This window comes from Roseateles saccharophilus (assembly GCF_004342485.1).
Taxonomy (GTDB): domain Bacteria; phylum Pseudomonadota; class Gammaproteobacteria; order Burkholderiales; family Burkholderiaceae_C; genus Pelomonas; species Pelomonas saccharophila.
In genome coordinates, this window is record NZ_SMBU01000001.1 from 122911 (window position 1) to 144662 (window position 21752).

Annotated in this window: 24 protein-coding genes; 7 read left to right on the forward strand and 17 right to left on the reverse strand. The window is 70.2% G+C overall.

Annotated elements, in window-relative coordinates:
* Window positions 1-150 precede the first annotated feature (150 nt).
* Together EV671_RS00505 and EV671_RS00510 are read left to right on the forward strand one after the other, a co-directional pair.
* Window positions 151-867, forward strand: coding sequence for a 16S rRNA (uracil(1498)-N(3))-methyltransferase (locus EV671_RS00505; RefSeq protein WP_132569428.1), 717 nt, complete (start codon window positions 151-153; stop codon window positions 865-867).
* Window positions 864-2027 (forward strand): MFS transporter, encoded by a 1164-nt coding sequence (locus EV671_RS00510; protein WP_132569065.1) that lies wholly within the window; start codon window positions 864-866, stop codon window positions 2025-2027. Before EV671_RS00505 ends, EV671_RS00510 begins: the two co-directional genes overlap by 4 nt.
* 137 nt (window positions 2028-2164) lie before the next feature.
* Here EV671_RS00510 and EV671_RS00515 read toward each other — a convergent pair whose 3' ends face one another.
* The 12 genes from EV671_RS00515 to EV671_RS00570 form a co-directional block, all read right to left on the reverse strand.
* Entirely contained in the window at window positions 2165-2680 is a 516-nt protein-coding gene (locus tag EV671_RS00515) for a hypothetical protein (RefSeq protein ID WP_132569066.1), read from the reverse strand.
* Entirely contained in the window at window positions 2667-3935 is a 1269-nt protein-coding gene (locus tag EV671_RS00520) for a THUMP domain-containing class I SAM-dependent RNA methyltransferase (RefSeq protein WP_415840398.1), read from the reverse strand. The genes EV671_RS00515 and EV671_RS00520 overlap by 14 nt, the downstream gene beginning before the upstream one ends.
* A 27-nt stretch (window positions 3936-3962) precedes the next feature.
* Window positions 3963-4556 carry a uracil-DNA glycosylase family protein gene (locus tag EV671_RS00525; protein WP_132569067.1) on the reverse strand — a complete coding sequence of 198 codons (594 nt, stop codon included), beginning with the start codon at window positions 4554-4556 and terminating at the stop codon, window positions 3963-3965.
* 25 nt (window positions 4557-4581) lie between these two features.
* Window positions 4582-5085: a hypothetical protein gene (locus EV671_RS00530; RefSeq protein WP_132569068.1), complete on the reverse strand. Its 504-nt coding sequence runs from the start codon at window positions 5083-5085 to the stop codon at window positions 4582-4584.
* Window positions 5086-5093: 8 nt separating this feature from the next.
* Window positions 5094-6596, reverse strand: coding sequence for an RNA polymerase factor sigma-54 (locus EV671_RS00535; RefSeq protein ID WP_132569069.1), 1503 nt, complete (start codon window positions 6594-6596; stop codon window positions 5094-5096).
* A 166-nt stretch (window positions 6597-6762) separates the two neighbouring features.
* Window positions 6763-7524: an LPS export ABC transporter ATP-binding protein gene (gene lptB / locus EV671_RS00540; protein WP_132569070.1), complete on the reverse strand. Its 762-nt coding sequence runs from the start codon at window positions 7522-7524 to the stop codon at window positions 6763-6765.
* The gene (lptA, locus tag EV671_RS00545) at window positions 7521-8141 is read right to left on the reverse strand and encodes a lipopolysaccharide transport periplasmic protein LptA (protein ID WP_243655524.1); all 621 of its coding nucleotides are present in this window, start codon (window positions 8139-8141) and stop codon (window positions 7521-7523) included. Before lptA ends, lptB begins: the two co-directional genes overlap by 4 nt.
* Before the next feature lie 45 nt (window positions 8142-8186).
* Window positions 8187-8849, reverse strand: coding sequence for a thiol:disulfide interchange protein DsbA/DsbL (locus tag EV671_RS00550; protein ID WP_132569072.1), 663 nt, complete (start codon window positions 8847-8849; stop codon window positions 8187-8189).
* The gene (locus EV671_RS00555) at window positions 8846-9508 is read right to left on the reverse strand and encodes a thiol:disulfide interchange protein DsbA/DsbL (RefSeq protein WP_132569073.1); all 663 of its coding nucleotides are present in this window, start codon (window positions 9506-9508) and stop codon (window positions 8846-8848) included. Before EV671_RS00555 ends, EV671_RS00550 begins: the two co-directional genes overlap by 4 nt.
* A gap of 34 nt (window positions 9509-9542) precedes the next feature.
* On the reverse strand, window positions 9543-10193 hold the full coding sequence (locus tag EV671_RS00560) for an SPOR domain-containing protein (RefSeq protein WP_132569074.1): 651 nt from the start codon (window positions 10191-10193) through the stop codon (window positions 9543-9545).
* Complete coding sequence (argS, locus tag EV671_RS00565; RefSeq protein WP_132569075.1) at window positions 10190-11908, reverse strand: arginine--tRNA ligase; 1719 nt, start codon at window positions 11906-11908, stop codon at window positions 10190-10192. The genes EV671_RS00560 and argS overlap by 4 nt, the downstream gene beginning before the upstream one ends.
* 64 nt (window positions 11909-11972) lie before the next feature.
* Window positions 11973-12377 (reverse strand): VOC family protein, encoded by a 405-nt coding sequence (locus EV671_RS00570; protein ID WP_132569076.1) that lies wholly within the window; start codon window positions 12375-12377, stop codon window positions 11973-11975.
* 30 nt (window positions 12378-12407) lie between these two features.
* Here EV671_RS00570 and EV671_RS00575 point away from each other — a divergent pair, with 30 nt between their 5' ends.
* The 3 genes from EV671_RS00575 to EV671_RS00585 all read left to right on the forward strand — a co-directional run bounded on the left by EV671_RS00575 (window position 12408) and on the right by EV671_RS00585 (window position 14527).
* Window positions 12408-13751, forward strand: a complete 1344-nt coding sequence (locus EV671_RS00575) for a serine/threonine-protein kinase (RefSeq protein WP_132569077.1) — start codon at window positions 12408-12410, stop codon at window positions 13749-13751.
* 80 nt (window positions 13752-13831) lie between these two features.
* Window positions 13832-14125 (forward strand): PsiF family protein, encoded by a 294-nt coding sequence (locus EV671_RS27905; RefSeq protein ID WP_132569078.1) that lies wholly within the window; start codon window positions 13832-13834, stop codon window positions 14123-14125.
* 165 nt (window positions 14126-14290) lie between these two features.
* Window positions 14291-14527: a glycine zipper domain-containing protein gene (locus EV671_RS00585; RefSeq protein ID WP_132569079.1), complete on the forward strand. Its 237-nt coding sequence runs from the start codon at window positions 14291-14293 to the stop codon at window positions 14525-14527.
* Window positions 14528-14536: 9 nt separating this feature from the next.
* Here EV671_RS00585 and EV671_RS00590 read toward each other — a convergent pair whose 3' ends face one another.
* The 5 genes from EV671_RS00590 to EV671_RS00610 all read right to left on the reverse strand — a co-directional run bounded on the left by EV671_RS00590 (window position 14537) and on the right by EV671_RS00610 (window position 19903).
* Complete coding sequence (locus tag EV671_RS00590; protein ID WP_132569080.1) at window positions 14537-15496, reverse strand: peptide ABC transporter ATP-binding protein; 960 nt, start codon at window positions 15494-15496, stop codon at window positions 14537-14539.
* Entirely contained in the window at window positions 15489-16439 is a 951-nt protein-coding gene (locus tag EV671_RS00595) for an ABC transporter ATP-binding protein (protein ID WP_132569081.1), read from the reverse strand. The genes EV671_RS00590 and EV671_RS00595 overlap by 8 nt, the downstream gene beginning before the upstream one ends.
* Before the next feature lie 604 nt (window positions 16440-17043).
* Window positions 17044-17940, reverse strand: a complete 897-nt coding sequence (locus EV671_RS00600) for an ABC transporter permease subunit (RefSeq protein WP_132569082.1) — start codon at window positions 17938-17940, stop codon at window positions 17044-17046.
* A complete protein-coding gene (locus EV671_RS00605) occupies window positions 17937-18962 on the reverse strand; it encodes an ABC transporter permease (RefSeq protein ID WP_132569432.1) in 1026 nt (341 codons plus the stop codon). The genes EV671_RS00600 and EV671_RS00605 overlap by 4 nt, the downstream gene beginning before the upstream one ends.
* Window positions 18962-19903, reverse strand: coding sequence for an N-acetylmuramoyl-L-alanine amidase (locus EV671_RS00610; protein WP_207911060.1), 942 nt, complete (start codon window positions 19901-19903; stop codon window positions 18962-18964). Before EV671_RS00610 ends, EV671_RS00605 begins: the two co-directional genes overlap by 1 nt.
* 274 nt (window positions 19904-20177) lie before the next feature.
* Between EV671_RS00610 and EV671_RS00615 the strand changes: the two genes are divergently transcribed.
* Window positions 20178-20837, forward strand: coding sequence for a hypothetical protein (locus tag EV671_RS00615; protein ID WP_132569083.1), 660 nt, complete (start codon window positions 20178-20180; stop codon window positions 20835-20837).
* Window positions 20838-20911: 74 nt separating this feature from the next.
* Window positions 20912-21748 (forward strand): right-handed parallel beta-helix repeat-containing protein, encoded by an 837-nt coding sequence (locus EV671_RS00620; protein WP_132569084.1) that lies wholly within the window; start codon window positions 20912-20914, stop codon window positions 21746-21748.
* The last annotated feature ends 4 nt before the right edge of the window (window positions 21749-21752 follow it).

The window sequence follows — 21752 nt, forward strand, 5'->3', positions numbered from 1 at the left end:
CCGCTGGTCTGGCGCAGCGGTGCGCTGACTGCGTTGCTCCTCCTCGCGGGCGCGAGCCCGCAGCGTCGTCGCGCCTTGCCAGCCCCTCGGCCGCGCTCAATCGCCGCTTCCAGGCTGAGGGACACTGGGCGCCCATCCTTCGTCGAGTTCATCTTGCCCCGCTTCTTCGTCGATGCCCCGCTCGCCGCCCCCGGTGAGATCGCCCTTTCCGCCGGCGCCGCCCGCCATGTGCAGGTGCTGCGCCTGCAGCCCGGCGACGCGCTGAGCCTGTTCGACGGCAGCGGCCCCGAATGGCGGGCCGAGGTCACGGCCATGGGCCGCAGCGAGGTGCGCGTGAACCTCGTCGAAGCCACGCAGCCGCAGCGCGAGCTGGCCCGTGCGGTGACTCTGGCCGTCGTCATGCCGGCCAACGACCGCATGGACTTCCTCGTCGAGAAGGCGACCGAGCTCGGTGCCGCGGCGCTGCAGCCCCTCGTCGGCGAGCGCTCCGTGCTGCGCCTGGCCGGCGAGCGGGCCGACAAGAAGCGCGCCCATTGGCAGGGCGTGGCCATCGCCGCCGCCGAGCAGAGCGGGCGCACGGTGCCGATGCGCGTCGAGCCCGTGCTGCCGCTGGCCGCCTGGTTGGCGGCGCTGCCCGAGCCGGGTGGCGATGAGTGGCGCGGCCTGCTGAGCCCGCGCGCGGCGGCGCCGATCACGCCCTTCGCGCAGCAACGCGCACTCTTCCTCAGCGGTCCCGAAGGCGGCCTCAGCGACGCCGAGGAGGATGCCGCGCGCGCCCGCGGGTTCGCGGCCGTCACGCTCGGCCCGCGCGTGCTGCGCGCCGACACCGCGCCGCTCGCCGTGCTGTCCTGGCTGGCACTGTCGTGAACAGGAAGCTCGCGCTGCTGGTCCTCGTGCAGGGCCTGTTCCTGACGAACAACATCTGCTTCATGGCCATCAACGGCCTGGTCGGCCTGGCGCTGGCGCCGCGGCCGTGGATGGCGACGCTGCCGATCTGTGCCTATGTGGCCGGCGGCGCGCTGATGGCCCGCCTCGTCGGCCGCCATCAGCTGCGCTTCGGGCGCCGGCGGGCCTTCCAGATCGGCCTGAGCGTCGCGCTGCTGAGCTGCGCCATCGCGCTGTGGAGCGTGCTGAACGGGCAGTTCTGGGGCGTCGTCGCGGCGACGCTGGTCGCCGGCTACTACAACGCCAACGCGGCCCTCTACCGCTTCGCCGCGACCGAACTCGTCGCACCCGAGAAGCGCGAGGCGGCGATCTCCTGGGTGCTGGCCGGCGGCTGCCTGGGCGCCATCCTCGGCCCGCTGCTGGCGCGCGAGAGCCGCAACCTGCTCGTCGCACCCTTCGCCGGCGCCTATCTGCTGCTGATGGGCGTGGCCGTGGCCGGCCTGCTGCTGATCTCGCTGATCGACTTTCCCGCGCTGGCCCGGCCCGCACCGGGTGCCGGCGGGCGCCCCAGCGCGGAGCTGGCCCGCCAGCCCGTCTTCCTCGTCGCGCTGGCCGCGAGTGCGCTCGGTTACGGCGTCATGAACCTGTTGATGGCGGCCACGCCGATTGCGATGGGCCAGTGCGGCCTGCCCTTTGCCGATGCGAGCCGGGTGCTGCAATGGCATGTGCTGGGCATGTTCGTGCCGAGCTTCTTCACCGGGCCGCTGATCCGCCGGGTCGGCGTGCTGCCCGTGATGGCGGCCGGCGTGCTGCTCAACCTCGGCTGCGTCGCCTTCGCGCTGTCGGGCCAGGACCTGGAGCATTTCCTCGGTGCGCTGCTGCTGCTGGGCGTGGGCTGGAACTTCCTCTACATCGGCGGCACGACGCTGTTCACCCAGGCCTACCGCCCCGAGGAGAAGACGCGGGCCCAGGGCCTGCTGGACACCGGCGTCTACGCGACGATGACGCTGACCTCCTTTTCCTCCGGGGCCCTGGTCACCGGCGGTGGCTGGCAGTGGATGAACTGGGCCAGCCTGGTGCCGATCGGCCTGTGCGCTGCGGCGCTGGCCGGGCTGGCCGTCCAGCCCAGAAAGGGTGGCTGAGCACTCCTGCTGGTCCGGCGCTTCGGGCCGCTGGTGGTGCTCCTCCTCCTCGCGGGCTCGAGCCCGCAGCGTCGTCGCACCTTGCCGGTGGCCCGCCTCGCCAGCCCCTCGGGTGCGCCCAGCCCCCCTTTCCGGGCTCAGCGCCGATCGTTCTGAAGATATTCGGCCGCCATCTGCGCGGCCAGCAGCCCGGGCCTGAGCCGTGGCAGCGTGGACAGCGCCAGCTCGCGCTGCGTGACGAACAGCGGCGCGCCGATGTGCAAGCCGACGATGCCGCCGCCGTCGAGCTGGGGCAGCAGCGGGTAGACGCGCAGCCTCAGCACCAGGGCGTCCTGCTCGTCGGCGAAGACGGTGGTCTCGACCAGCGTGCCGCAGCCGGATTCGTCGGCACGCTGCAGCAGCGCGAGGCCGGTGGCCTGCGGGTCGATCTGGGCGCTGGACGCCGTCATCGCGACGACGCGCCGGCCGGCCTCGTCCAGCGCGCTCGCGACGGCGGCGCTGAACTGCGCGTTCAGGCCGTCCCAGTCCGGCGTGCCGGCGGCCGGCGGGTTGCGGCCCTGGCCGAAGACCAGGGTGCAGGGCGTGAGTGCCTGGGCGGCCGTGGCGGCCAGCGCGAGCAGGGCCGCGCCGGCCAGGCGCTCAGGCCGGCGCATCGCCTTCCGCGGGCTTGCGCGCCGAGCCCTTGACGAGGTCGAAGCGGAACAGCCGGCATTCGATCGGGCCGTTCCACATCGGCACGCGGCGCGATTCCTTCAGCCGCATCTTGCTGGGCAGCTTCATGTCGGGGCTGAGCATCCAGGCCGTCCAGCCGGCCGGGTTTTCGGTGTACTGGCGCTTCCAGTGCGCGGCCAGGCGCGGGAAGAAGTCGTCGCCCGCGTCACGCTCCTCGCTGCCGCCGGCATCGCGCGTCATCGCCGCCTTGCCACGCACCTCGATGCGCTCGCCATACGGCGGGTTCATCACGATGCTGCCCGCCATGCCCTCGGGCAGCCGGGGTGCCGGCCGTTCCAGCGCATCGCCGCCGTTGAACTGGATGTACTGGGCCACGCCGGCGCGCTCGGCATTGCGGCGTGCGAAGTCGACCATGCGGAAGGCCACGTCGCTGGCATAGATGGGCACGCCAGGTGCGTGGATGCGCGCGCGCGCGGCCTGGGCCATATCGCCCCAGGCGGCCTTCATCGCCGGCGTCGAGAAGGGCAGCTGGTGCTCGAAGGCGAAGCGGCGCTGCAGGCCGGGTGCGGCATCGCAGGCGATCAGCGCGGCCTCGATGGGGATGGTGCCGGAGCCGCAGCAGGGGTCGTGCAGCGCACTCTCGCCGCGCCAGCCGGCAGCCGCCAGCATTGCGGCGGCCAGCGTCTCCTTCAGCGGCGCATCGCCCTTGTCGATGCGCCAGCCGCGCTTGAACAGCGGCTCGCCGGAGGTGTCGACGTAGAGGGCTGCGCGCTCCGGGCCGACGTGCAGCACGACGGGCAGGTCGGGCCGCTGCGTGTCCACGCTGGGGCGCTCGCCGGTGTGCTCGCGGATCTGATCGCAGATCGCGTCCTTGATGCGCAGGGCCGCGAAATTCAGGCTCTTCAGCGGCGAGCGCTGGGCCGTGGTGTCGATGCGCAGCGTGTGCTTGGGTGTCAGCCAGTCGCGCCAGTCGACGCGCCGGGCCAGCGCGTAGAGATCGTCCTTGTGGCGGTAGGGGCCTTCGATGATCTCGACCAGGACGCGCTGCGCGAGCCGGCTCTCGAGGTTGATGCGCATGATGTCCTCGGCCGTGCCCAGCACGCCGCAGCCGCCGCGCAGGGCCTCGACCTTGCTGCGCACGCCCGGCGGCAGGAAGCGTTTGAGTTCCTCCTCCAGCAGCGGCTCGACGCCGGCGGGGCAGGACACGAAAAGGGGCAACTTGTTGGGCAGGCTCACGGCGCAATTGTCGCCGGGCGGTCGCGGTCAGGCTGATGGGACCTTGCCGAGGGCCTCGGCGACCCGGGCCTGGAGGGCGGGAACCAGCTCGCGCTCGAACCACGGGTGCTGCGCCAGCCAGCCGTTGTTGATGGGGCTGGGATGGGGCAGGGGCAGGAGATCGGGCCAGTATTCGCGCCAGTTCTCGACCGCTCGCGTCAGGCCCGCGCGCTCCTGCGGCAGGTGGTAGGCGATGGCGTACTGGCCGATGACCAGGCGCAGTCGCAGCCGCCCCAGCGCCTGGAGCAGGGGGGCGCGCCAGCGCGGCGCGCATTCCGGCCGGGGCGGCAGATCCCCCGACCGGCCCTTGCCGGGATAGCAGAAGCCCATGGGCAAGATGGCGACGAGCCGCGGGTCGTAGAACTCGTCGCGCGTCAGTCCCAGCCAGCGGCGCAGCCTGTCGCCGCTGGCGTCGTTGAACGGCCGGCCCGTCTCGTGGACCTTGCGGCCCGGCGCCTGGGCCGCGATCAGGATCCTGGCGTCCGGATGCAGCTGGACGATGGGGCGCGGGCCCAGCGGCAGATGCGCCGCGCACAGCGTGCAGGCGCGGACGTCGGTGAGCAGCGCTGCAAGGGTGGGCATGGCGGCAGCGCCGGGCCGGCGGCCTTCAGCGCATGCGGGTCACGCGCATCTGGAAGCCCACGCCTTCGATCTCCAGATAGAAGGCACCCAGCATGCCGCGATGCACGACGACCTTGGGGTCCTGCAATTCGTAGACGGCTTCGCTGCCATCGGCGATGCGCCAGACCTGGCCGTTCTCGAGCTCGAGCTGGCTGCCGGCGTGCCAGCCGTGGAACTTGCCGCGGATGCGGCTTTCGATCTGCTTGAGCTCGGGAGGCGCCCCTGCCGGCGCCTTCACGCTCTCCTGGCCAAACTTGGCGACCGGGTCGGCCGCTGCGGCAGCCGGGACCAGCGGTGCGGCAGTGGCGACAGGTGCCGCGGTGGCAGGCTCGGCCTGCAGCTGCAGGGCGTCGTAGCAGGCGAGGCGGCGGGCCGGATCCGTCAGTTGGCGGCAGGCCTTCGCTTCCGTGGCCAGGTTCTGGGCCTGCGCCACATGACCGCCGAGCAGCGCGGTGATGGCGAAGGCGGCCAGGGGAAGGACTCTCGACATGGGGGCTCCTAAAGCGCCTTGCGCAGGTTGGCGGGCGCTATCTTCATCCCCTCGCGGTACTTGGCCACCGTGCGCCGTGCGCACTGGATGCCCTGTTCCTCGAGCATGCCGGCCAGCGCGCTGTCCGACAGCGGCTTCTTCACGTCCTCGGCCGCGACGAACTGCTTGATGAGGGCCCGCACGGCCGTGCTGGAGGCCTCGCCGCCGGCCTCGGTGCTGAGGCCGGAGCCGAAGAAATACTTCAGCTCGAAGGTGCCCCAGGCCGTGGCCATGTATTTGGCCGTCGTCACGCGCGAGATGGTGGACTCGTGCAGGCCGAGCTCGTCGGCTATTTCTCGAAGCACCAGCGGCTTCATCGCCAGCTCGCCGTGCGTGAAGAAACCGCGCTGGCGCTCGACGATGGCCTGGCTGACGCGCAGGATGGTGTCGAAGCGCTGCTGGATGTTCTTGATGAACCAGCGCGCCTCCTGCAACTGGCCGCCCAGCGGCGAGTTGCTGATGCCGCCGCGCGTGGCGCGCAGCGCGTTGGCGTAGAGCTCGTTGATGCGCAGCTTGGGCGCAACCTCGGGGTTGAGCATCACGCGCAGCTCACGGCCGACCTTGCGCACGATGACGTCGGGCACGATGGCCGCGGCGGCGCCCTGCGCGAAGCGGCGGCCCGGCTTGGGTTCGAGTCGCGTGATGAGGGCCTGGGCCTCGCGCAGCAGGGCCTCGTCGGCGCCGGTCTCGTTCATCAGGCGGCGCATGTCGCGGCGCGCCAGCAGCTCGAGATGGCTGCCGCAGATCCGGACGGCGACGGCCTGGGCCGGGCCGCATTGCGCGGCGGGCAGGGCGCGCAGCTGCAGTACCAGGCATTCGGACAGGCTGCCCGCGCCGATGCCGGCCGGCTCCAGGCTCTGCAGCAGGCGCAGCGCGATGCGCAGGCTGTCCAGCAGCTCCTCGCGGTCCTCGGCATCCTCGGCCAGGGCGGCGGCGATTTCCTCCAGCGGGTCCTCGAGGTAGCCGTCCTCGTTCAGCGACTCGATCAGCACCTGCACGGCCGCGCGGTCCTCGGGCGACAGGTGCAGGCCGGCGAGTTGCTGGGCCAGGTGCTCGGCCAGCGTCGTCTCGGCGGATTCCTGGCTCTCGCGCTCGCCGTCCTCGTCGCCGCTGCCGCTGCCGGCGCTGCTGGGCAGTTCGCGGATGCCGTCGAAGTCGTCGCGCTCGGTGCCGTTCTCCCAGTCCTCGCGCTCGGTGCCGCCGAAGTCCTCGGCGTTGAGCTCGGGCGCATCGCCGCTCTCGGATTCGCCCGCGGAAGCCTCGGTTCCGCTCTCGGCCGGCGCATTCGACGCCAGCTCGGGTGTGCTGACGGTGAATTCCTCTTCGGTCTCGAGCAGCGGGTTGCTGGCGAGCATCTGCTCGACTTCCTGGTGCAGCTCCAGCGTGGAGAGCTGCAACAGGCGGATGGACTGCTGCAGCTGGGGCGTCAGCGCGAGGTGCTGACTGAGCCGGACCTGGAGGGTCTGTTTCATGGCGCAACGCCAGTGCGAGCCGCTTTCGGGCCGAGCGCCGGGCCACCCCCAAGCCGGCCCGCGCTGGCGATGTGCTCGCGGCTCAACGCCGCGAGCATCGCCGCCCCCTCGGGGGGGCGGTCAGACGGGCCCGCGTTCAGCGCGGCAAGGCTGGGCGGGGGGCTCATCACATCCGGAAATGTTCGCCGAGATAGACCTTGCGCACGTCGGCATTGGCCACGATCTCGTCGGGCGTGCCTTCGGCGAGCACGGCGCCCTCGCTGATGATGTAGGCGCGGTCGCAGATGCCCAGCGTCTCGCGGACGTTGTGATCCGTGATCAGCACACCGATGCCGCGCGCCTTCAGGAAGCCGATGATGCGCTGGATCTCCAGCACGGCGATCGGATCGACGCCGGCGAAGGGCTCGTCCAGCAGGATGAAGCGCGGCTGCGTGGCCAGCGCGCGGGCGATCTCGACGCGGCGGCGCTCGCCGCCGGACAGCGCCGGGGCCGGGCTGTCGCGCAGGCCCTCGATGGAGAGGTCGTGCAGCAGACTGTTCAGCAGCTCGTCGATGCGGCCCCTGGACAGCGCGCGGCCGCGGTCGTCCTGCTGCAGCTCCAGCACGGCGCGGATGTTCTGCTCGACGGTCAGCTTGCGGAAGATCGAGGCTTCCTGCGGCAGATAGCTCAGGCCCAGTCGCGCACGCTGGTGGATGGGCAGGCGCTGCACCTCGGCGCCGTCGATGCGGATGATGCCGGCGTCCGAGCGCACGAGGCCGACGATCATGTAGAAGCTCGTCGTCTTGCCGGCGCCGTTGGGGCCGAGCAGGCCGACGACCTCGCCGCAGTCCACGCGCACATGCACGTCCTTGACGACCTTGCGCACGCCGTAGGTCTTGGCCAGGCCCTCGGCTTCGAGCCGGCTGCCGCAGGTCTCGGGGCTCGTCATGAGGGCTTGTGCGGCGGCGTGATCGTCGTGGACGGCTGCAGCGGCAGCGCGGCCGGCGGCGCCGCGGCGGGCGCCGAGGCCGGCGCATCCGGCTGCTGGCGCGGCATCAGCACCATGCGCACGCGGCCGTTGGGATTGGGCGAGGCGTTGCCGCCCTCCAGCGCGAAGACCTCGGTGCGGCTGTCGTAGACGATGACAGCGCCGGTCACCTCTTCGGCCACCGTCGTGCCGCGCGTGCGCCGCACGGTGGCGTTGCCGATGAAGCGCACGGTCTCGGTCCTGGTGTCGTACTCGAGCTGGTCGGCCACGCCCTCGATGGCCTCGCCGGGCACGTCGCGGGCCTGGCGGAAGCTGACCGGCTGGCCGTTCATGCCGCTGGCATAGGCCTGGTGGTAGCCGTCGCGGGTTTCGCGCACGTCCACCTTCTCGGCGCGCAGCATCAGGCTTCCCTTGGTGATGATGACGTTGCCGAACAGCTCGGTGCGCTGGTTCACGCCATCCAGCCGGCCCTGCTTCTCGGCCGTGAACACCATCGGCTTGAGCCGGTCGGCCTTCTCCGCCAGCGCGGGGCCGGCGGCGAGGGCAAGGGCGAACAGGAGGGGTGGGCGCAGGAGCATGGCGGCACGGAAGTTGCAGGTCATTCTAGGGGCCTGCCACCTTCGTCAGCCTTTCCCGCGCGACAAGCTGATCAGGTAATCCGCGACGGCCAGGGCCTGCTGGCCGTCGGTCTGCTCGTTCTGGCCCGGCGTGCCGGCCATGCTGGGGCTGGTGCGCCAGCGACCGCCGACCACCAGGGCCGGCACGGACTCGACCCCGCAGGCCTCGGCCAGCCTGGTGCCCTGGGCGATCTTGGGCTCGATGCCGAAGGCGTGGAAGGTCGCCTTGAAGCGGGCGGCATCCACGCCGAGCTGGCTGACCAGGGCGGTGACGGCGGCCTCGTCTTCCAGGCCCATGCCGCCACGGTGGATGGCATTGAAGATGCCGCCGTGCACCTGGGGCGTCAGCGCGTTCATGGCCTGCAGCGCATAGAACATGCGCTGGTGCAGCTGCAGGATCTTCTGGCCGCCCACCGGCACGCGGCGGAAGCTCACGTCTGCCGGCAGCTTGTGCACCCAGGCCTCCAGCAGCGGGTCGAAGGCATAGCAGTGCGGGCAGCGGTAGAAGAAGAACTCGACGACCTCGATCTTGCCCGGCGTGCCCGGCAGGGCCTGGGGCAGGCGGGCGTATTGCCGGCCCTCCACCGGGCCGCCCTGGGCCCGGGCGGCAGTTGCCAGCGGCAGCAGGCCGGCCGCGGCCAGGGCGGCGGTCGCGTCGCGGCGCCTCATGCCTTGGCGCGGGCGCGCTGGATCAGGAAGTCGGTGACCTGCAAGGCCTTCTGGCCCAGTTCGATCTCGGTCATGCGCTGGCCGGCCGCGGCCTGGCTGGGCGAGGTCAGGAAGCGGCCGCCGACGCCGATGCTGGGCACGCCGTCGATGCGGTAGGCCTCGGACAGCTTCTCGGCCTGGCTGCACTTGGTCACGACGCCGAAGGAGTTGTAGGCCTCCTGGTACTTGGCCGGGTCGATACCCAGGCTGCTCAGGAACTTGGCCTGGCTCTTCGGGTCGTCCAGGGCCTGGCCCTGCTGGTGCATCGCGTTGAAGATGGCGGGGCGGGCCTGGGCTTCCTTGCCCATGGCCTCGAGCGCATAGAACATGCGCTGGTGGATCTTCACGTTGGCGCGGAAGGCGACGTGGACCTTGCGGAAGGCGACGTCGGGCGGCAGCTGCCTGGCCCAGGCCTCGATGGCGGGCTCGAAGGCATAGCAGTGCGGGCAGCCGTACCAGAAGAACTCGATGACCTCGACCTTGCCCGGCGTGGTGGGCAGGGGCTGTCCCAGGGTCAGGTATTGCCGGCCCTCGACCGGTCCGCCCTGGGCGAGGGCGGTGCCGGAGGCAGCCAGGACGGGGGTGGTGGCAAGCAGGGTGGAGAAATCGCGGCGCTTCATGGCGGCAGGCTTCCTTCAGGCGGGGTGATGCGGATCAGCGTTGTACACGAACGAGGTTGGCCTCGAAGCCGGCCCCCTCGATCTTGCGCTGCAGGTCTTCGGCGGCTTCGCGCGTGTCCATCGGCCCCAGGCGCACGCGGTAGACGGTGCGGCCGTTCTGCTCGCGCTCCATGGTCTTGGCCGTGAAGCCCTGGATGGCCAGCCTGGCCTTCTGGCTCTCGGCCTCCTCGGGGCGGGTGAAGGCGCCGGCCTGCACGAAGTAGACATAGGCTTCGGCCGCGGCGTTGGCCGGCGTCGCGGCGGGCGGCGTGGCCGCCGTCGAAGGCGGCGGTGCGTCCGCCTTGGCGGTGGCCTTGGCGGGCGGTGTTGCGGTGGCCGGTGCGGGCGCCGCATCGGCTGCGGAGGCGGCCGGCGCCGGCGCGTTGACGACGCCGCTGGCGCTGCGGGCGGCGGCCTTGCCGGCCAGTGGCGCGTTCGGGTCCCAGTTCTTGTTGCGCTCGGCCTCTTGAGCGTCCTGCTCGGCGGTGCGCTGCGGCACCTTGTTCATGAACGGGAAGGGCGACTTGGTGATGTAGAGGGCCACGCCGAGGGCGACGGCCAGGCCGACGAGCAGGCCGACGATGAGGCCGAGGACGAAACCGCCCTTCTGGTTCTTGTTGCCGGCGGGCTTGGATGCGGAACTCATTCGGTCTCCGTTTGGTCCTGAGCCTCGCGGCTCATCTGTTCAGGGGCGCTGACGCCGAGCAGGCCCAGCGCATTGGCCAGCACCTGGCGGGTGGCGGCCAGCAGCGCCACGCGGGCGCGGCTGAGCTCGGGCGCCTGGCCCATCACGCGTTCGGCGGCGTAGTAGGAGTGGTAGGCGCCGGCCAGGTCGCGGGCATAGAAGGCGATGTCGTGCGGCGCGAGGCCGGCGGCGGCGGCCGCCAGCATGTCGGGGTAGGCGGCGAGCTTGAGCATCAGCGCCTCCTCGGTCGGCGCGGTCAGCAGGCTCAGGTCCGCGCCGGCGATGGCCGCCACGTCGCCGCCCATGTCGGCGGCCCATTTGGCGGTAACCGAGCAGATACGCGCATGCGCGTACTGCACATAGAACACCGGGTTCTCGTCGTTCTGCTTCAGCGCCAGGTCGACGTCGAAGACGAACTCGGTGTCGGCCTTGCGGCTGATCAGGAAGAAGCGCACCGCGTCGCGGCTGGTCCAGTCGACGAGGTCGCGCAGCGTCACATAGGAGCCGGCGCGCTTGGAGATCTTGACCTCCTCGCCGTTCCTCATCACCGTGACCATCTTGTGCAGCACGTAGTCCGGGAAGCCCTGCGGGATGCCCAGGTTCACCGCCTGCAGACCGGCGCGCACGCGGGCGATGGTGCCGTGGTGGTCCGTGCCCTGGATGTTGATGCACTGCGTGTAGCCGCGCTCGAACTTGTTGATGTGGTAGGCCACGTCGGGCACGAAGTAGGTGTAGCCACCTTCCTTCTTGCGCATCACGCGGTCCTTGTCGTCGCCGTAGTCGGTGGTGCGCAGCCACAGCGCGCCGCCTTCCTCGTAGGTCTTGCCGCTGGCCACCAGGCGCTCGACCGTCTTCTCCAGCTGGCCGCCCTTGTAGACGCTGGTCTCCAGGAAGTAGCTGTCGAACTTCAGGCCGAAGGCCTGCAGGTCCAGGTCCTGCTCGTGGCGCAGATAGGCGACGGCGAACTGGCGGATGCTGTCCAGGTCGTTCACGTCGCCCGAGGCGGTGAACTCGCGGTCGTCGGCCTTCACCGTCTCGCGGCGCAGGAAGGCGTCGGCGATGTCCTGGATGTAGTCGCCGTTGTAGGCCGCCTCGGGCCATTCGGCGTCGCCGGGCCTGACGCCCTTCAGGCGCAGCTGCGTGGAGTTGGCCAGCGTGGCGATCTGCATGCCGGCGTCGTTGTAATAGAACTCCCGGGTCACGTCGTGGCCCTGGGTCTTGAACAGCGAGCACAGCGCATCGCCCAGCGCGGCCTGGCGGGCGTGGCCGACGTGCAGCGGGCCGGTCGGGTTGGCGGAGACGAACTCCACCATCACATGCTTGCCGGTGGCCGCGCGCTGGCCGAAGTGGGTGCCGGCAGCCAGCACCTCGCCGACGACGGCCTGCTTGGCGGCCGGCTTCAGGCGGATGTTGATGAAGCCCGGGCCGGCGATCTCCAGCGCCTGCACCCAGGTCTGGAACGCGGGCTTGGCTTGCAGCGCGGCGATCAGCCGGGTGGCCAGTTCGCGGGGGTTGGCCTTCAACGGTTTGGCCAACTGCATGGCGGCCGTGCAGGCGAAATCGCCATGGGCGGCCTGCTTGGGGGATTCGAAGGCTGCGACGGCTCCTGAGCCGGGGGCAATCTCGTGGAGGGCTTCGGCGAGTGCAGCGAGCAGCGCCTGCTTGGCTTGGATCATGGGCGCGATTTTAGGAGGCGGGCTCAAGCCTGACCGAAACGCATGGGCCGTTCATGGCGCCGACTCAGCCGGCCGTCGTCCGCTCCGCATCGTGGCAGGCCACGCAGAGCTTGTTGCCGTCGGGGTCGCGGAAGTAGGCGCCGTAATAGTTCGCGTGGTATTCGGGGCGCAGGCCCGGCGGGCCGTCGCAGCGGCCGCCATGGGCCAGGGCGCTCGCGTGGGCGGCATCGACCTGGGCGCGGCTGGCCGCCAGCAGGGCCACCATCTGGCCGTTGCCGGGCTCGTGCCCGCCAGCCAGCGGCGCGCCGACCAGCAGCAGCGGGCGCGGCCCCGGGCTGCTCTGCCAGCCGGCCCAGGGCCGCGAGGGGTCGCAGAAGCGCTCGGCCAGCCCCAGGCCCGCCATCAGCGGGCGGTAGAAGGCCAGCGCGCGCTCGAAGTCGCGGGTACCGAGGAAAACATGGGAGAACAAGGGGCTGCACCTCCGTGGGCGGCCCGTATCATGCCCCGCGTGACCGCTCTTGCCGACGATCTCCCTTCGCACATCGGCCGCTACCAGGTGCTCAAGCGCCTGGGCGAGGGCGCGACCAGCGACGTCTTCCTGGCGCGCGATCCCTTCCAGGGCCAGGACGTGGCCATCAAGCGCATGCGCGCCTGGGCCCCGCCGGCGGATGCGCCCAGCAGCGACTTCAGCAACCGCTTCTTCAGCGCCGAGGCCGCGCTGGCCGGGCGGCTGAACCACCCCAACGTGGTCGCCATCCTCGACGCGGTGGCCGAGGACTCCTCGCCCTATCTCGTGATGGAGTACGTGCCCGGCGTCACGCTGAAGCACTTCTGCCGCAGCGACCGCCTGCTGGCCCTGGACCAGATCGTCGAACTCGGCTTCAAGTGCGCGATGGCGCTGAGCTATGTCTACCGCCAGGGCGTCATCCACCGCGACGTCAAGCCCGCCAACCTGCTGGCCGTGCTGGACAGCGGCCAGGTCGTCGACGTCAAGGTCAGCGACTTCGGCTCGGCGCTGAACCTGAACGCGGACGCGACCCAGATCCACCGCGTCGGCTCGCTGGCCTATATGCCTCCCGAGCAGATCGAGGGCGGCGACGTGGACTGCCGCGCCGACATCTATGCGCTGGGCGCCGTGCTCTACCACCTGATCAGCGGCCGGGCCCCCTTCGACGCGCCGCACCAGATGGCGCTGATGCACCAGATTTACCACCAGCCGCCGCTGCCGCTGGTGGGCCAGCGCGAGGGCGTGTCCGAGGCGCTGGACGCCGTCGTGCTGCGCGCGCTGGCCAAGGCGCCGCACGACCGCTTCCCGGACTGGGAGAGCTTCGCCCAGGCGCTCTCGGCCCTGGTGGCCGGCCAGCAGGTGCCGCTGAACCGCCTCGGCGAGGTGCGCGACTCGGAGCGCTTCAACCTGCTGCGCTCGCTGGAGTTCTTCGCCGATTTCGGCGACGTGCAGCTCTGGGAGGTCGTGCGGCGCGCGCGCTGGAAGCGTTATCCGCCGGGCTATGCCCTCTTCAAGCGCGGCCAGGAGGGCAACAGCTTCCACATCATTGCCCAGGGCGAGGTGGAGGTCTTCCGTGACGGGCGCCTGGTGGCGACGCTGGGCCAGGGCACCTCGGTGGGCGAGATGGCCTACCTCGCGCCCAACCCCGACCTGCGCCGCCACAGCACCGACATCAAGGTCAGCCAAGAGTGCACGACGATCTCGTTCACCCCCGAGTCCATCGGCCAGCTCAGCCCCGAATGCCAGCACCGCTTCGACCGCGGCTTCATCCGCGTGCTGGTGCGGCGGCTGCACGCGGCGCACGAGGCGCTGGCGCATCCGCGCCGCATTCTGTGACACGGATGAAACACGGCTTGGCAGTGTCACGGCCGCGTGCTTGAATCAATCGTCCACCACCCCAGAGGAAGGAGTCCCTGATGAAACGATTTGCCATCCTGCTCGCTTGCGCCGCCGTTGCCTTTGGTGCCCAGGCCACGCCGCAGCAGGACAAGATGAAGTCCTGCAATGCCGAAGCCAAGGGCAAGAAGGGCGACGAGCGCAAGGCCTTCATGAAGGAATGCCTGTCCGCCGGCGCCGCCGCCTCGGCCCCAATGGCCGATGCCGCTGGCGCGGCCTGCGAGAAGTCCGCCGCCGACATGAAGCTGCATGGCGCGGCCGCCAAGAGCCACGTCAAGAAGTGCATGGCCGACGCGGCCGCGGCACCGAAGTGACTGTGGCCTGACCCCACGGTTCGCCACCGAGCCGCCTGCGGGCGGCTTTTTCGTGGGCGGCTGTCGGCCGTGTCCGACAGCCGATCGGCGGCTTGGCCGGCCCTGCAGGACCGGCGGGGCTGGGCACAGTGAAGGCCTGTTCAACGACTCCCCAAGGAGCTCGCCATGACCGTCAACATTCCCAAGCCCGCCGTCCGACGCATCGCGCTGACCGGCCTGCTGGCCGCGGCCAGCCTGTCCCTGAGCGCCTGCGCCGGCATGTCGCGCCGCGAGGCCAGCACCGTCGTCGGTGCGACCGCCGGTGCCGTCGTCGGCGGTGTCGTGACCGGCACGACCACCGGTGCCGCCCTGGGTGCCGCCGCGGGCGGCGTCATCGGCAACGAGGTGTCGAAGCGGCGCTGATGAAGCGCGTCAGACCTCGTGGCAGGCCACGCGCCGCCCATCCACCTCGCGCAGCAGCGGCACTTCCTCGCTGCAGTGCGCCACCGCCAGCGGGCAGCGCTTGTGGAAGGCGCAGCCGCCGGGGGGCTGTAGCGGGCTGGGCAGCTCGCCGTGGATGACGATGCGCTCGCGCCGGTCGACCGCGCGCAGCGCCGGCGTCGCACTCATCAGCGCCCGCGTGTAGGGATGCAGCGGCGCGGCGAACAGGCGCTTCGTCGCGCCGATCTCCACGGCCGCGCCGAGGTACATCACCATCACCTCATCGGCCACATGCTCGACCACGCTGAGGTTGTGCGAGATGAACACATAGCCGGTGCCGAACTCGTCCTGCAGGTCCATGAAGAGGTTCAGGATCTGGGCCTGGATGGACACGTCCAGCGCGCTGACCGGCTCGTCGGCGACGACGATGCCGGGGTTGAGGATCATGGCCCGCGCGATCGCGATGCGCTGGCGCTGGCCGCCCGAGAACATATGCGGGTAGCGGCGCAGATGCTCGGGCCGCAGGCCCACCTTGGCCGCCAGCGCCTCGACGCGCTCGCGGCGTTCGGCGGCGGACAGCGGCGTGTTGATCAGCAGCGGTTCGGCCAGCGTCGTCGCGACCGTCTTGCGCGGGTTCAGAGACGCGAAGGGGTTCTGGAACACCATCTGCACGTCGCGGCGCAGGGCTTGCAGCGTGGCCTTGTCGGCCCGGGCCGCATCGCTGCCGCGTATCTTCAGTGCGCCACGGGTCGGCGCCTCGATCAGTGTCAGCTGGCGTGCCAGCGTGCTCTTGCCGCAGCCGGACTCGCCGACGACGGCCAGCGTCTTCTTGGTGCCGAGCGTGAAGCTGACGCCGTTGAGGGCCTTCACCGTCGCCTTGGGCTTGAAGAAGCCGCGGCTGACGGCGTAGTGCTTGGCGAGGTCGGTGGCTTCGAGAAGGAGCTCAGACATGGGCCAGCACCTCGACGGGGAAGAAGCAGCGCACGCCGGTCTCGAGGGCGGGGCGCTCGGTGCGGCAGCGGGCCTGCATGCGCGGGCAGCGCGGGCTGAGCAAGCAGCCGCTGGGGCGGTCCAGCGCGCCGGGCACGATGCCGGGCAGGGCCGACAGGCGCTTCGCGCCCTTGTTGTGCTCGGGGAGCGCGGCCAGCAGCGCGTGGGTATACGGGTGGCGGGGCGCGTCGAACAAGCCAGGCACGGGGCCGGTCTCGACGACCTGGCCGGCATACATCACCGCCACCCGCTGGGCCATCTCGGCCACGATGGCGAGGTCGTGCGTGATCATGATCAGGCCCATGCCCTGCTCGCGCTGCAGCTTCAGTAGCAGGGCCATGATCTGGGCCTGGATGGTCACGTCCAGAGCCGTGGTCGGCTCGTCGGCGATCAAGAGCTTGGGCCCGCAGGCAATCGCCATCGCGATCATCACGCGCTGGTTCATGCCGCCGGAGAGCTGGTGCGGGTAGGCATTGGCGCGGTTGGCCGCGTCGGGAATCTCGACCTGCTCCAGCAGTTCGACGACGCGCTTTCTGGCCGCCGCGCCGCGCAGGCCCAGGTGGGCGAGCAGCACCTCGGCGATCTGGGCGCCGACGGTGTAGCTGGGGTTGAGGCTGGTCAGCGCGTCCTGGAACACCATGGCCACGTCGCGGCCGATCAGCTGGCGGCGCTCTTTCGGCGTGAGCTTGAGCAGGTCGCGGCCCTGGAATTCGATGGCGTCGGCGGTGACTTTGCCCGGTGCGTCGATGAGGCCCATCAGCGCCAGCATGGCCACCGACTTGCCTGAGCCGGATTCGCCGACGATGCCGAGCAGTTCGCCCTTGTCCAGCTGCAGGTCCACGCCGTCGACGGCGGGGAAGGCGCCGAACGTGACGCGCAGGTTCTTGATGTGGAGGAGGCTCATCGCTGTTGTGGGTTGGTGGCGAGAGCGGTGCGGGGATTTCGCCCCCGCGGGCGACCTACTTTCTTGTGTCGACAAGAAAGTAGGCAAAGAAACGACCCCCGAACCGCCCGGCCCTTAGCTTCGCAGCGGGCTGCCCTGCGCTGCTCAGGCCTTGAGGGCTCGCGCGGAACTCGCTTCGCTACGCTGCGCTCAGACAACCGCGCGAAGTCAGTTGTCGAAGTGCGCTGCGCGCACGCCCTCAAGTCCTTGCGCTGCTCGGCGGTCTCAGAGGGGGCAAGACAAATACCTCGTGGCGAACGGCTTTCGGGCTTGGCTGTTGGCTGTTCGGCTGTTTTGGGGTCTCCCCTTCTAAACCGCCGAGAAGCGCAGAAGCCCGGCGCGCGCGCGCAGCGCGCATCAACGTCTGACTTCGCGCCCCTTTGTTTGAGCGCAGCGTAGCGAAGCGAGTTGGGCGCGGCCCCGGGCTTCGAGCATCGCAGGGAACCCCGCAGGGGCGGTTTTGCAGGGGCCGCTCTTTGCCTACTTTCTGGCGGGCCAGAAAGTAGGTCGCCCGCCGGGGCGAACTCCCGGCTGGGCCTCGCCAGAAAGCCAGCGCAACGAGTCATCACGCCACCTTCTTCAACTTCGGATCCAGCGCATCCCGCAGGCCATCGCCCATCAGGTTGATCGCCAGCACCGACACCAGGATCGTCAGCCCGGGCAGCGTGACCACCCAGGGCGCGCGCGTGATGTAGTCCCGCGCCGCTGACAGCATGGTTCCCCACTCGGGTGTGGGCGCCTGCACGCCCAGGCCCAGGAAGCCCAGGCCGGCCGTCTCCAGGATCGCCGATGAAAACGAGAGCGTCGCATTGACGATCAGCGGCGCCATGCAATTGGGCAGCACGGTGACGAACATCAGCCGCCACACGCTGGCGCCGGCCACGCGGCTCGCGGTCACATAGTCGCGCCCGATCTCGCCCAGCGCGGCGGCGCGCGTCAGGCGCACATAGCCCGGCAGCGCACCGATGGCGATCGCGATGACGGTGTTGACCAGGCCGGGGCCCAGCACCGTGATGACGCAGATGGCCAGCAGCAGCGCCGGCAGCGCCAGCACGATGTCCATCACACGCATGATGGCCGGCGACAGCAGGCGCTGGAAGAAGGCCGCAAGCAGGCCCAGCAGCACGCCTGGCAGCAGCGACATCGCCACCGCCGCCAGGCCTATGCCCAGCGATACGCGGCCGCCGTGCAGCAGCCGGCTCAGCATGTCGCGGCCCAGCTCGTCCGTGCCGAGCAGGAAGCGCGTGCTGCCGCCTTCGTTCCAGACCGGCGGCGTCAGCATGAAGTCGCGGTATTGCTCGATGGGGTCGTGAGGCGCGATCAGCGGCGCGAGCAGCGAGGCCAGCGCGATCAGCGTGAAGACGATCAGCGCGAACAGCGCGCCGCGGTTGGCGGCGAAGCCTTGCCAGAACTCGCGCAGCGGGCCGACCGGCTCGATGGGTTTTTCAAGTACGGCGCTCAATGACCACCTCCGCGGATGCGTGGGTTCACCACGCCATACAGCACATCCACGATCAGGTTCACGCCGATGAAAGTCAGCGCCGAGATCAGGATGCCCGCCTGCACGACGGGGTAGTCGCGCCGCGCAATCGAGTCGATCAGCCATTTGCCGATGCCGGGCCAGCTGAAGATGGTCTCGGTCAGCACGGCGCCGGCCAAGAGGCTGCCGGTCTGCAGGCCGACGACCGTCAGCACCGGGATCAGCGCATTGCGCAGCGCGTGCACGATGACGACGCGCGCCGGCGACAGGCCCTTGGCGCGGGCGGTGCGCACATAGTCCTCGCGCAGCACCTCGAGCATGCTGGAGCGCGTCATGCGCGCGACGACCGCCAGCGTGCTCGTGCCCAGCACCAGGGCCGGCAGGATCAGGTGCATGAGGGCCGACTTGAACGCGCCTTCCTCGGCGCCGCGCGCGTCGCTCAGCCAGGCGTCGATCAGCATGAAGCCGGTCACGCGCTCGGGGTCGTACTCGATGCCGATGCGGCCGCTCACCGGCGTCCAGCCCAGGTTGACCGAGAAGAACATGATGAGGATCAGCCCCCACCAGAAGATCGGCATCGAGTAGCCCACGGTGGCCATGCCCATGACGCCCTGGTCGAGCAGCGAGCCGCGCCTGAGTGCGGCGCTGACGCCCAGCAGCAGCCCGAAGCCCACCGCGAAGATCAGCGCGGCGCAGGCCAGCTCGACGGTGGCCGGGAACAGCGCCGCGAACTCCTTGACCACCGGCTCGCGGCTCACCAGGCTCTGGCCCAGGTCGCCGTGCAACAGCTTGCCCACATAGTCCGCGTACTGCACCGGCAGCGGCTGGTCCAGGCCCATGCGCTTGACGAGGGCGGCATGGGCCTCGGGGTCGAGCCGGCGCTCGCCCATCATGACCTCGATGGGGTCGCCTGGTACGAGGCGGATCAGGCCGAAGGCGACGAGGGTGATGCCGACCAGCGTCGGCACCAGCGTCGCGAGGCGCTTGAGCAGAAAGCCCAGCATCACCAGCGCGAGGTATAGGGCCGCGTCGCCGTGTCGCCACCGCTGCCCGCCACATGCATCGCGCTGGGCATGGCGGCCACCTCGATCAGCGCCGCCGTCTCGGCGTCGGGCTGGCCGGAAATGTCGCCCGGCCGGTACTTCATCTGGAAGGTGGAGATGACGTCCTTGGTCGCCGTGTCCAGCAGGCCCGAGCGCGGCACGTTGTAGCCGATGCGTGCCAGGCGCTCCTGCAGCCAGGCGGCGTCGTGCGGCGCGACCTCGTTCTCCAGCGTCTTCAGCAGCACCAGCGGGCCGTCGGGCCAGGGGATGAGTCCGGCGTCGGCCAGCTGCTTCCACGGGAACATCGGGCCCGGGTCCTGCTTGCGGCCGGGCGCGATATCGGCGTGACCGATGATGCGCTCGGGCTTTACCTGGTGGCGCTGTTGGATGTCGCGCACCAGCGCGATCACCTCGTCCACCTGGGCCTGCGGGAAGGGCGCGTAGACGCGGCCGGCCGGCGTGTCGGTGAAGCCGGGGTTGACGATCTCGATGCCGATGGAGGCCGAGTTCAGATTGGTGTTGCCGGCCCAGTAGCTCGCGCCGGCATGCCAGGCGCGGCGGTTCTCGTCCACCAGCGCATAGCTGGCCACCGGGTTGTCGCGCACCAGATAGTGGGCCGACACCTGGCCGCCGGTGGTCAGCACCTTCAGAGACTTCTCCCAGTTCAGCACCGTGTAGTGCAGCACGATGTAGAGGGCGCGGCTGTCCTGGTTCTGCGAGGTGTAGCTGCGGTCGATGACGGGCGGGCGCACGACGATGGCCGGCGTGGCCGCGGGGGTGGGCGACGTGGCGGATGGCGGTGTGGCGGGCGCGGGAGGCGCAGGATGTGCGGGCGGAGCCACGCTGGCGCAGGCGCTGAGCAGCAGGGCCAGAAGGGCGACGACGAGGGCGGTGGGCTTCATGCGTGGGGAGACGTGGCCAGACCTGGATTGTTGCAGCGCACCCGATCGGAGGATTGCGGGTGTGCCCGCAGACAGCCATGCCCGACGCCGCAGCGGGTATGCCGGCAGGTGATGGCCGCGGCCGTCCGCAGTCGGTAGGCGGGGCCCCCCGCGGCTGATGGGGCCGCATCACGCCTGCTTGTGCCAGAGTCGCTCGACCACCCGGTGGTTGTCTCGAAAAACGGCATGCATTCCTTGGGGCCGGGGCTTCGCAGCCTCGTTAAGGAGACGTCCGATGGAGCTCAAGCACACGAGGGGCGCAGCCCTGGTTGCGGCGATCGCGCTGGCAGCGTCCTGTTGCGCACGTGCGGCGCCGGTCACCTTCTCGTTCACGGGCATGGTGACGCAGGTTGCGGCACTCGACCCCGTCTCGCCATTCCCGCAGGCCGTGGACCTCGGCACCGCCTTCTCGGGCAATTACACCTTCGATTCGGCCGCCCCCAACGGTGCTGCCGACCCCAGCACCTCGGGCGCCTATGCGGCTGCGCTGGGTGGCTTCTCGATCAGCCTGGGCGGGCTCACGTTGGTCTATGACGGGCTGAGCATCGTCATCCAGACCTCGCCGGGGTTCGACTTCTACGGTGCCATCCATAGCGAAGACCCTAGTGCCGACAAGCCCAGCGGCGCGCTCATCGATATCGCATTGAGCGACTACGCCGGCACCGCGCTGGCGGGAACCGGCCTGCCGATGCTGCCGCCGCTGCTGTCTCTCTTCGACCTGACGAACAGTTTCTTTCTCACCGACACCATCGACGGCAACCAGGTCGAGCTTGGCGGCGCGATCGACTCGCTCCAATGCACGGCTGGCTGCCCCTTGAGCGAGCCGGTGGCGCCCCTGCTGTTGCCGATGGCGCTGGGGATCGCCGCGCTGGCCAGGCGCCTGCGCGCCCGCTGAATCCTGCAATCGCCGCACGTCCGGCCGGCCATGCCGGGCTTTTGCTGGGGTGCCAGGCACCCAAGGAGGATGACATGCATGCGGAACGTTCTCTCGTCAGGGTCGCGCGTCGCGGCCTGCTGCTGGGTGCGTTGCTCCTCGCCGCGCCACTCGCCCTCGCGGTGGACGGCGCCATCCTGATCAATCAGGCGCGGGCGCTGGCCGGCGGTGTCAGCGCTGGCGATGCACCGGGCTTTCCGGTCAGCATCAACACGCCCGGCTACTACGTGCTGACCAGCAATCTGACGGTGCCGAACTCGAGTACGACGGCCATACAGATCAACGCGAACAACGTGACGATCGACCTCAACGGCTTCGCCATCCTGGGGCCCAATGTCTGCGCCACCGACGGCTTCACGGTGGCCCAGCCTTGCACACAGCCCTCGGGCAGCCCGTATGCGGGCGTGGGCGTGGATGCCGGCACGGCGGTCGCGTTCAACGTCAACAACACCCGCATCATCAACGGCACCATTGACGGCATGGGCGGCATTGGCGTGTTCGCCAACGTCAACGCGCGCATCGAGAAGCTCAACATTACCAACTGCGGCAGCTACGGTATCTATACCTTCGGTGGCGTGATCCTGGACACCCTCGTGCGTGGCAACGGCAATACCGGCATCCTCACGACCGGTGCCGTGATCCGGGATTCGCGGTCGGTATTCAATCGCGGCACCGGCATTCAGACCGGTGCAGCCAGCAGCCTCAGCGGCAATATCGTCAGCACCAACCTCGGCTACGGGCTGCTGCTGTCTGGCAACTCGCGTTTTGCGGACAACGTGATCGACAACAACAATGGCGGCAATGCCAACCCGCAGATCAGCGGGGGCACGGCGGCCGGCGTCAATACCTGCGGCACGGCAGCCTGTCCGTAGGCGA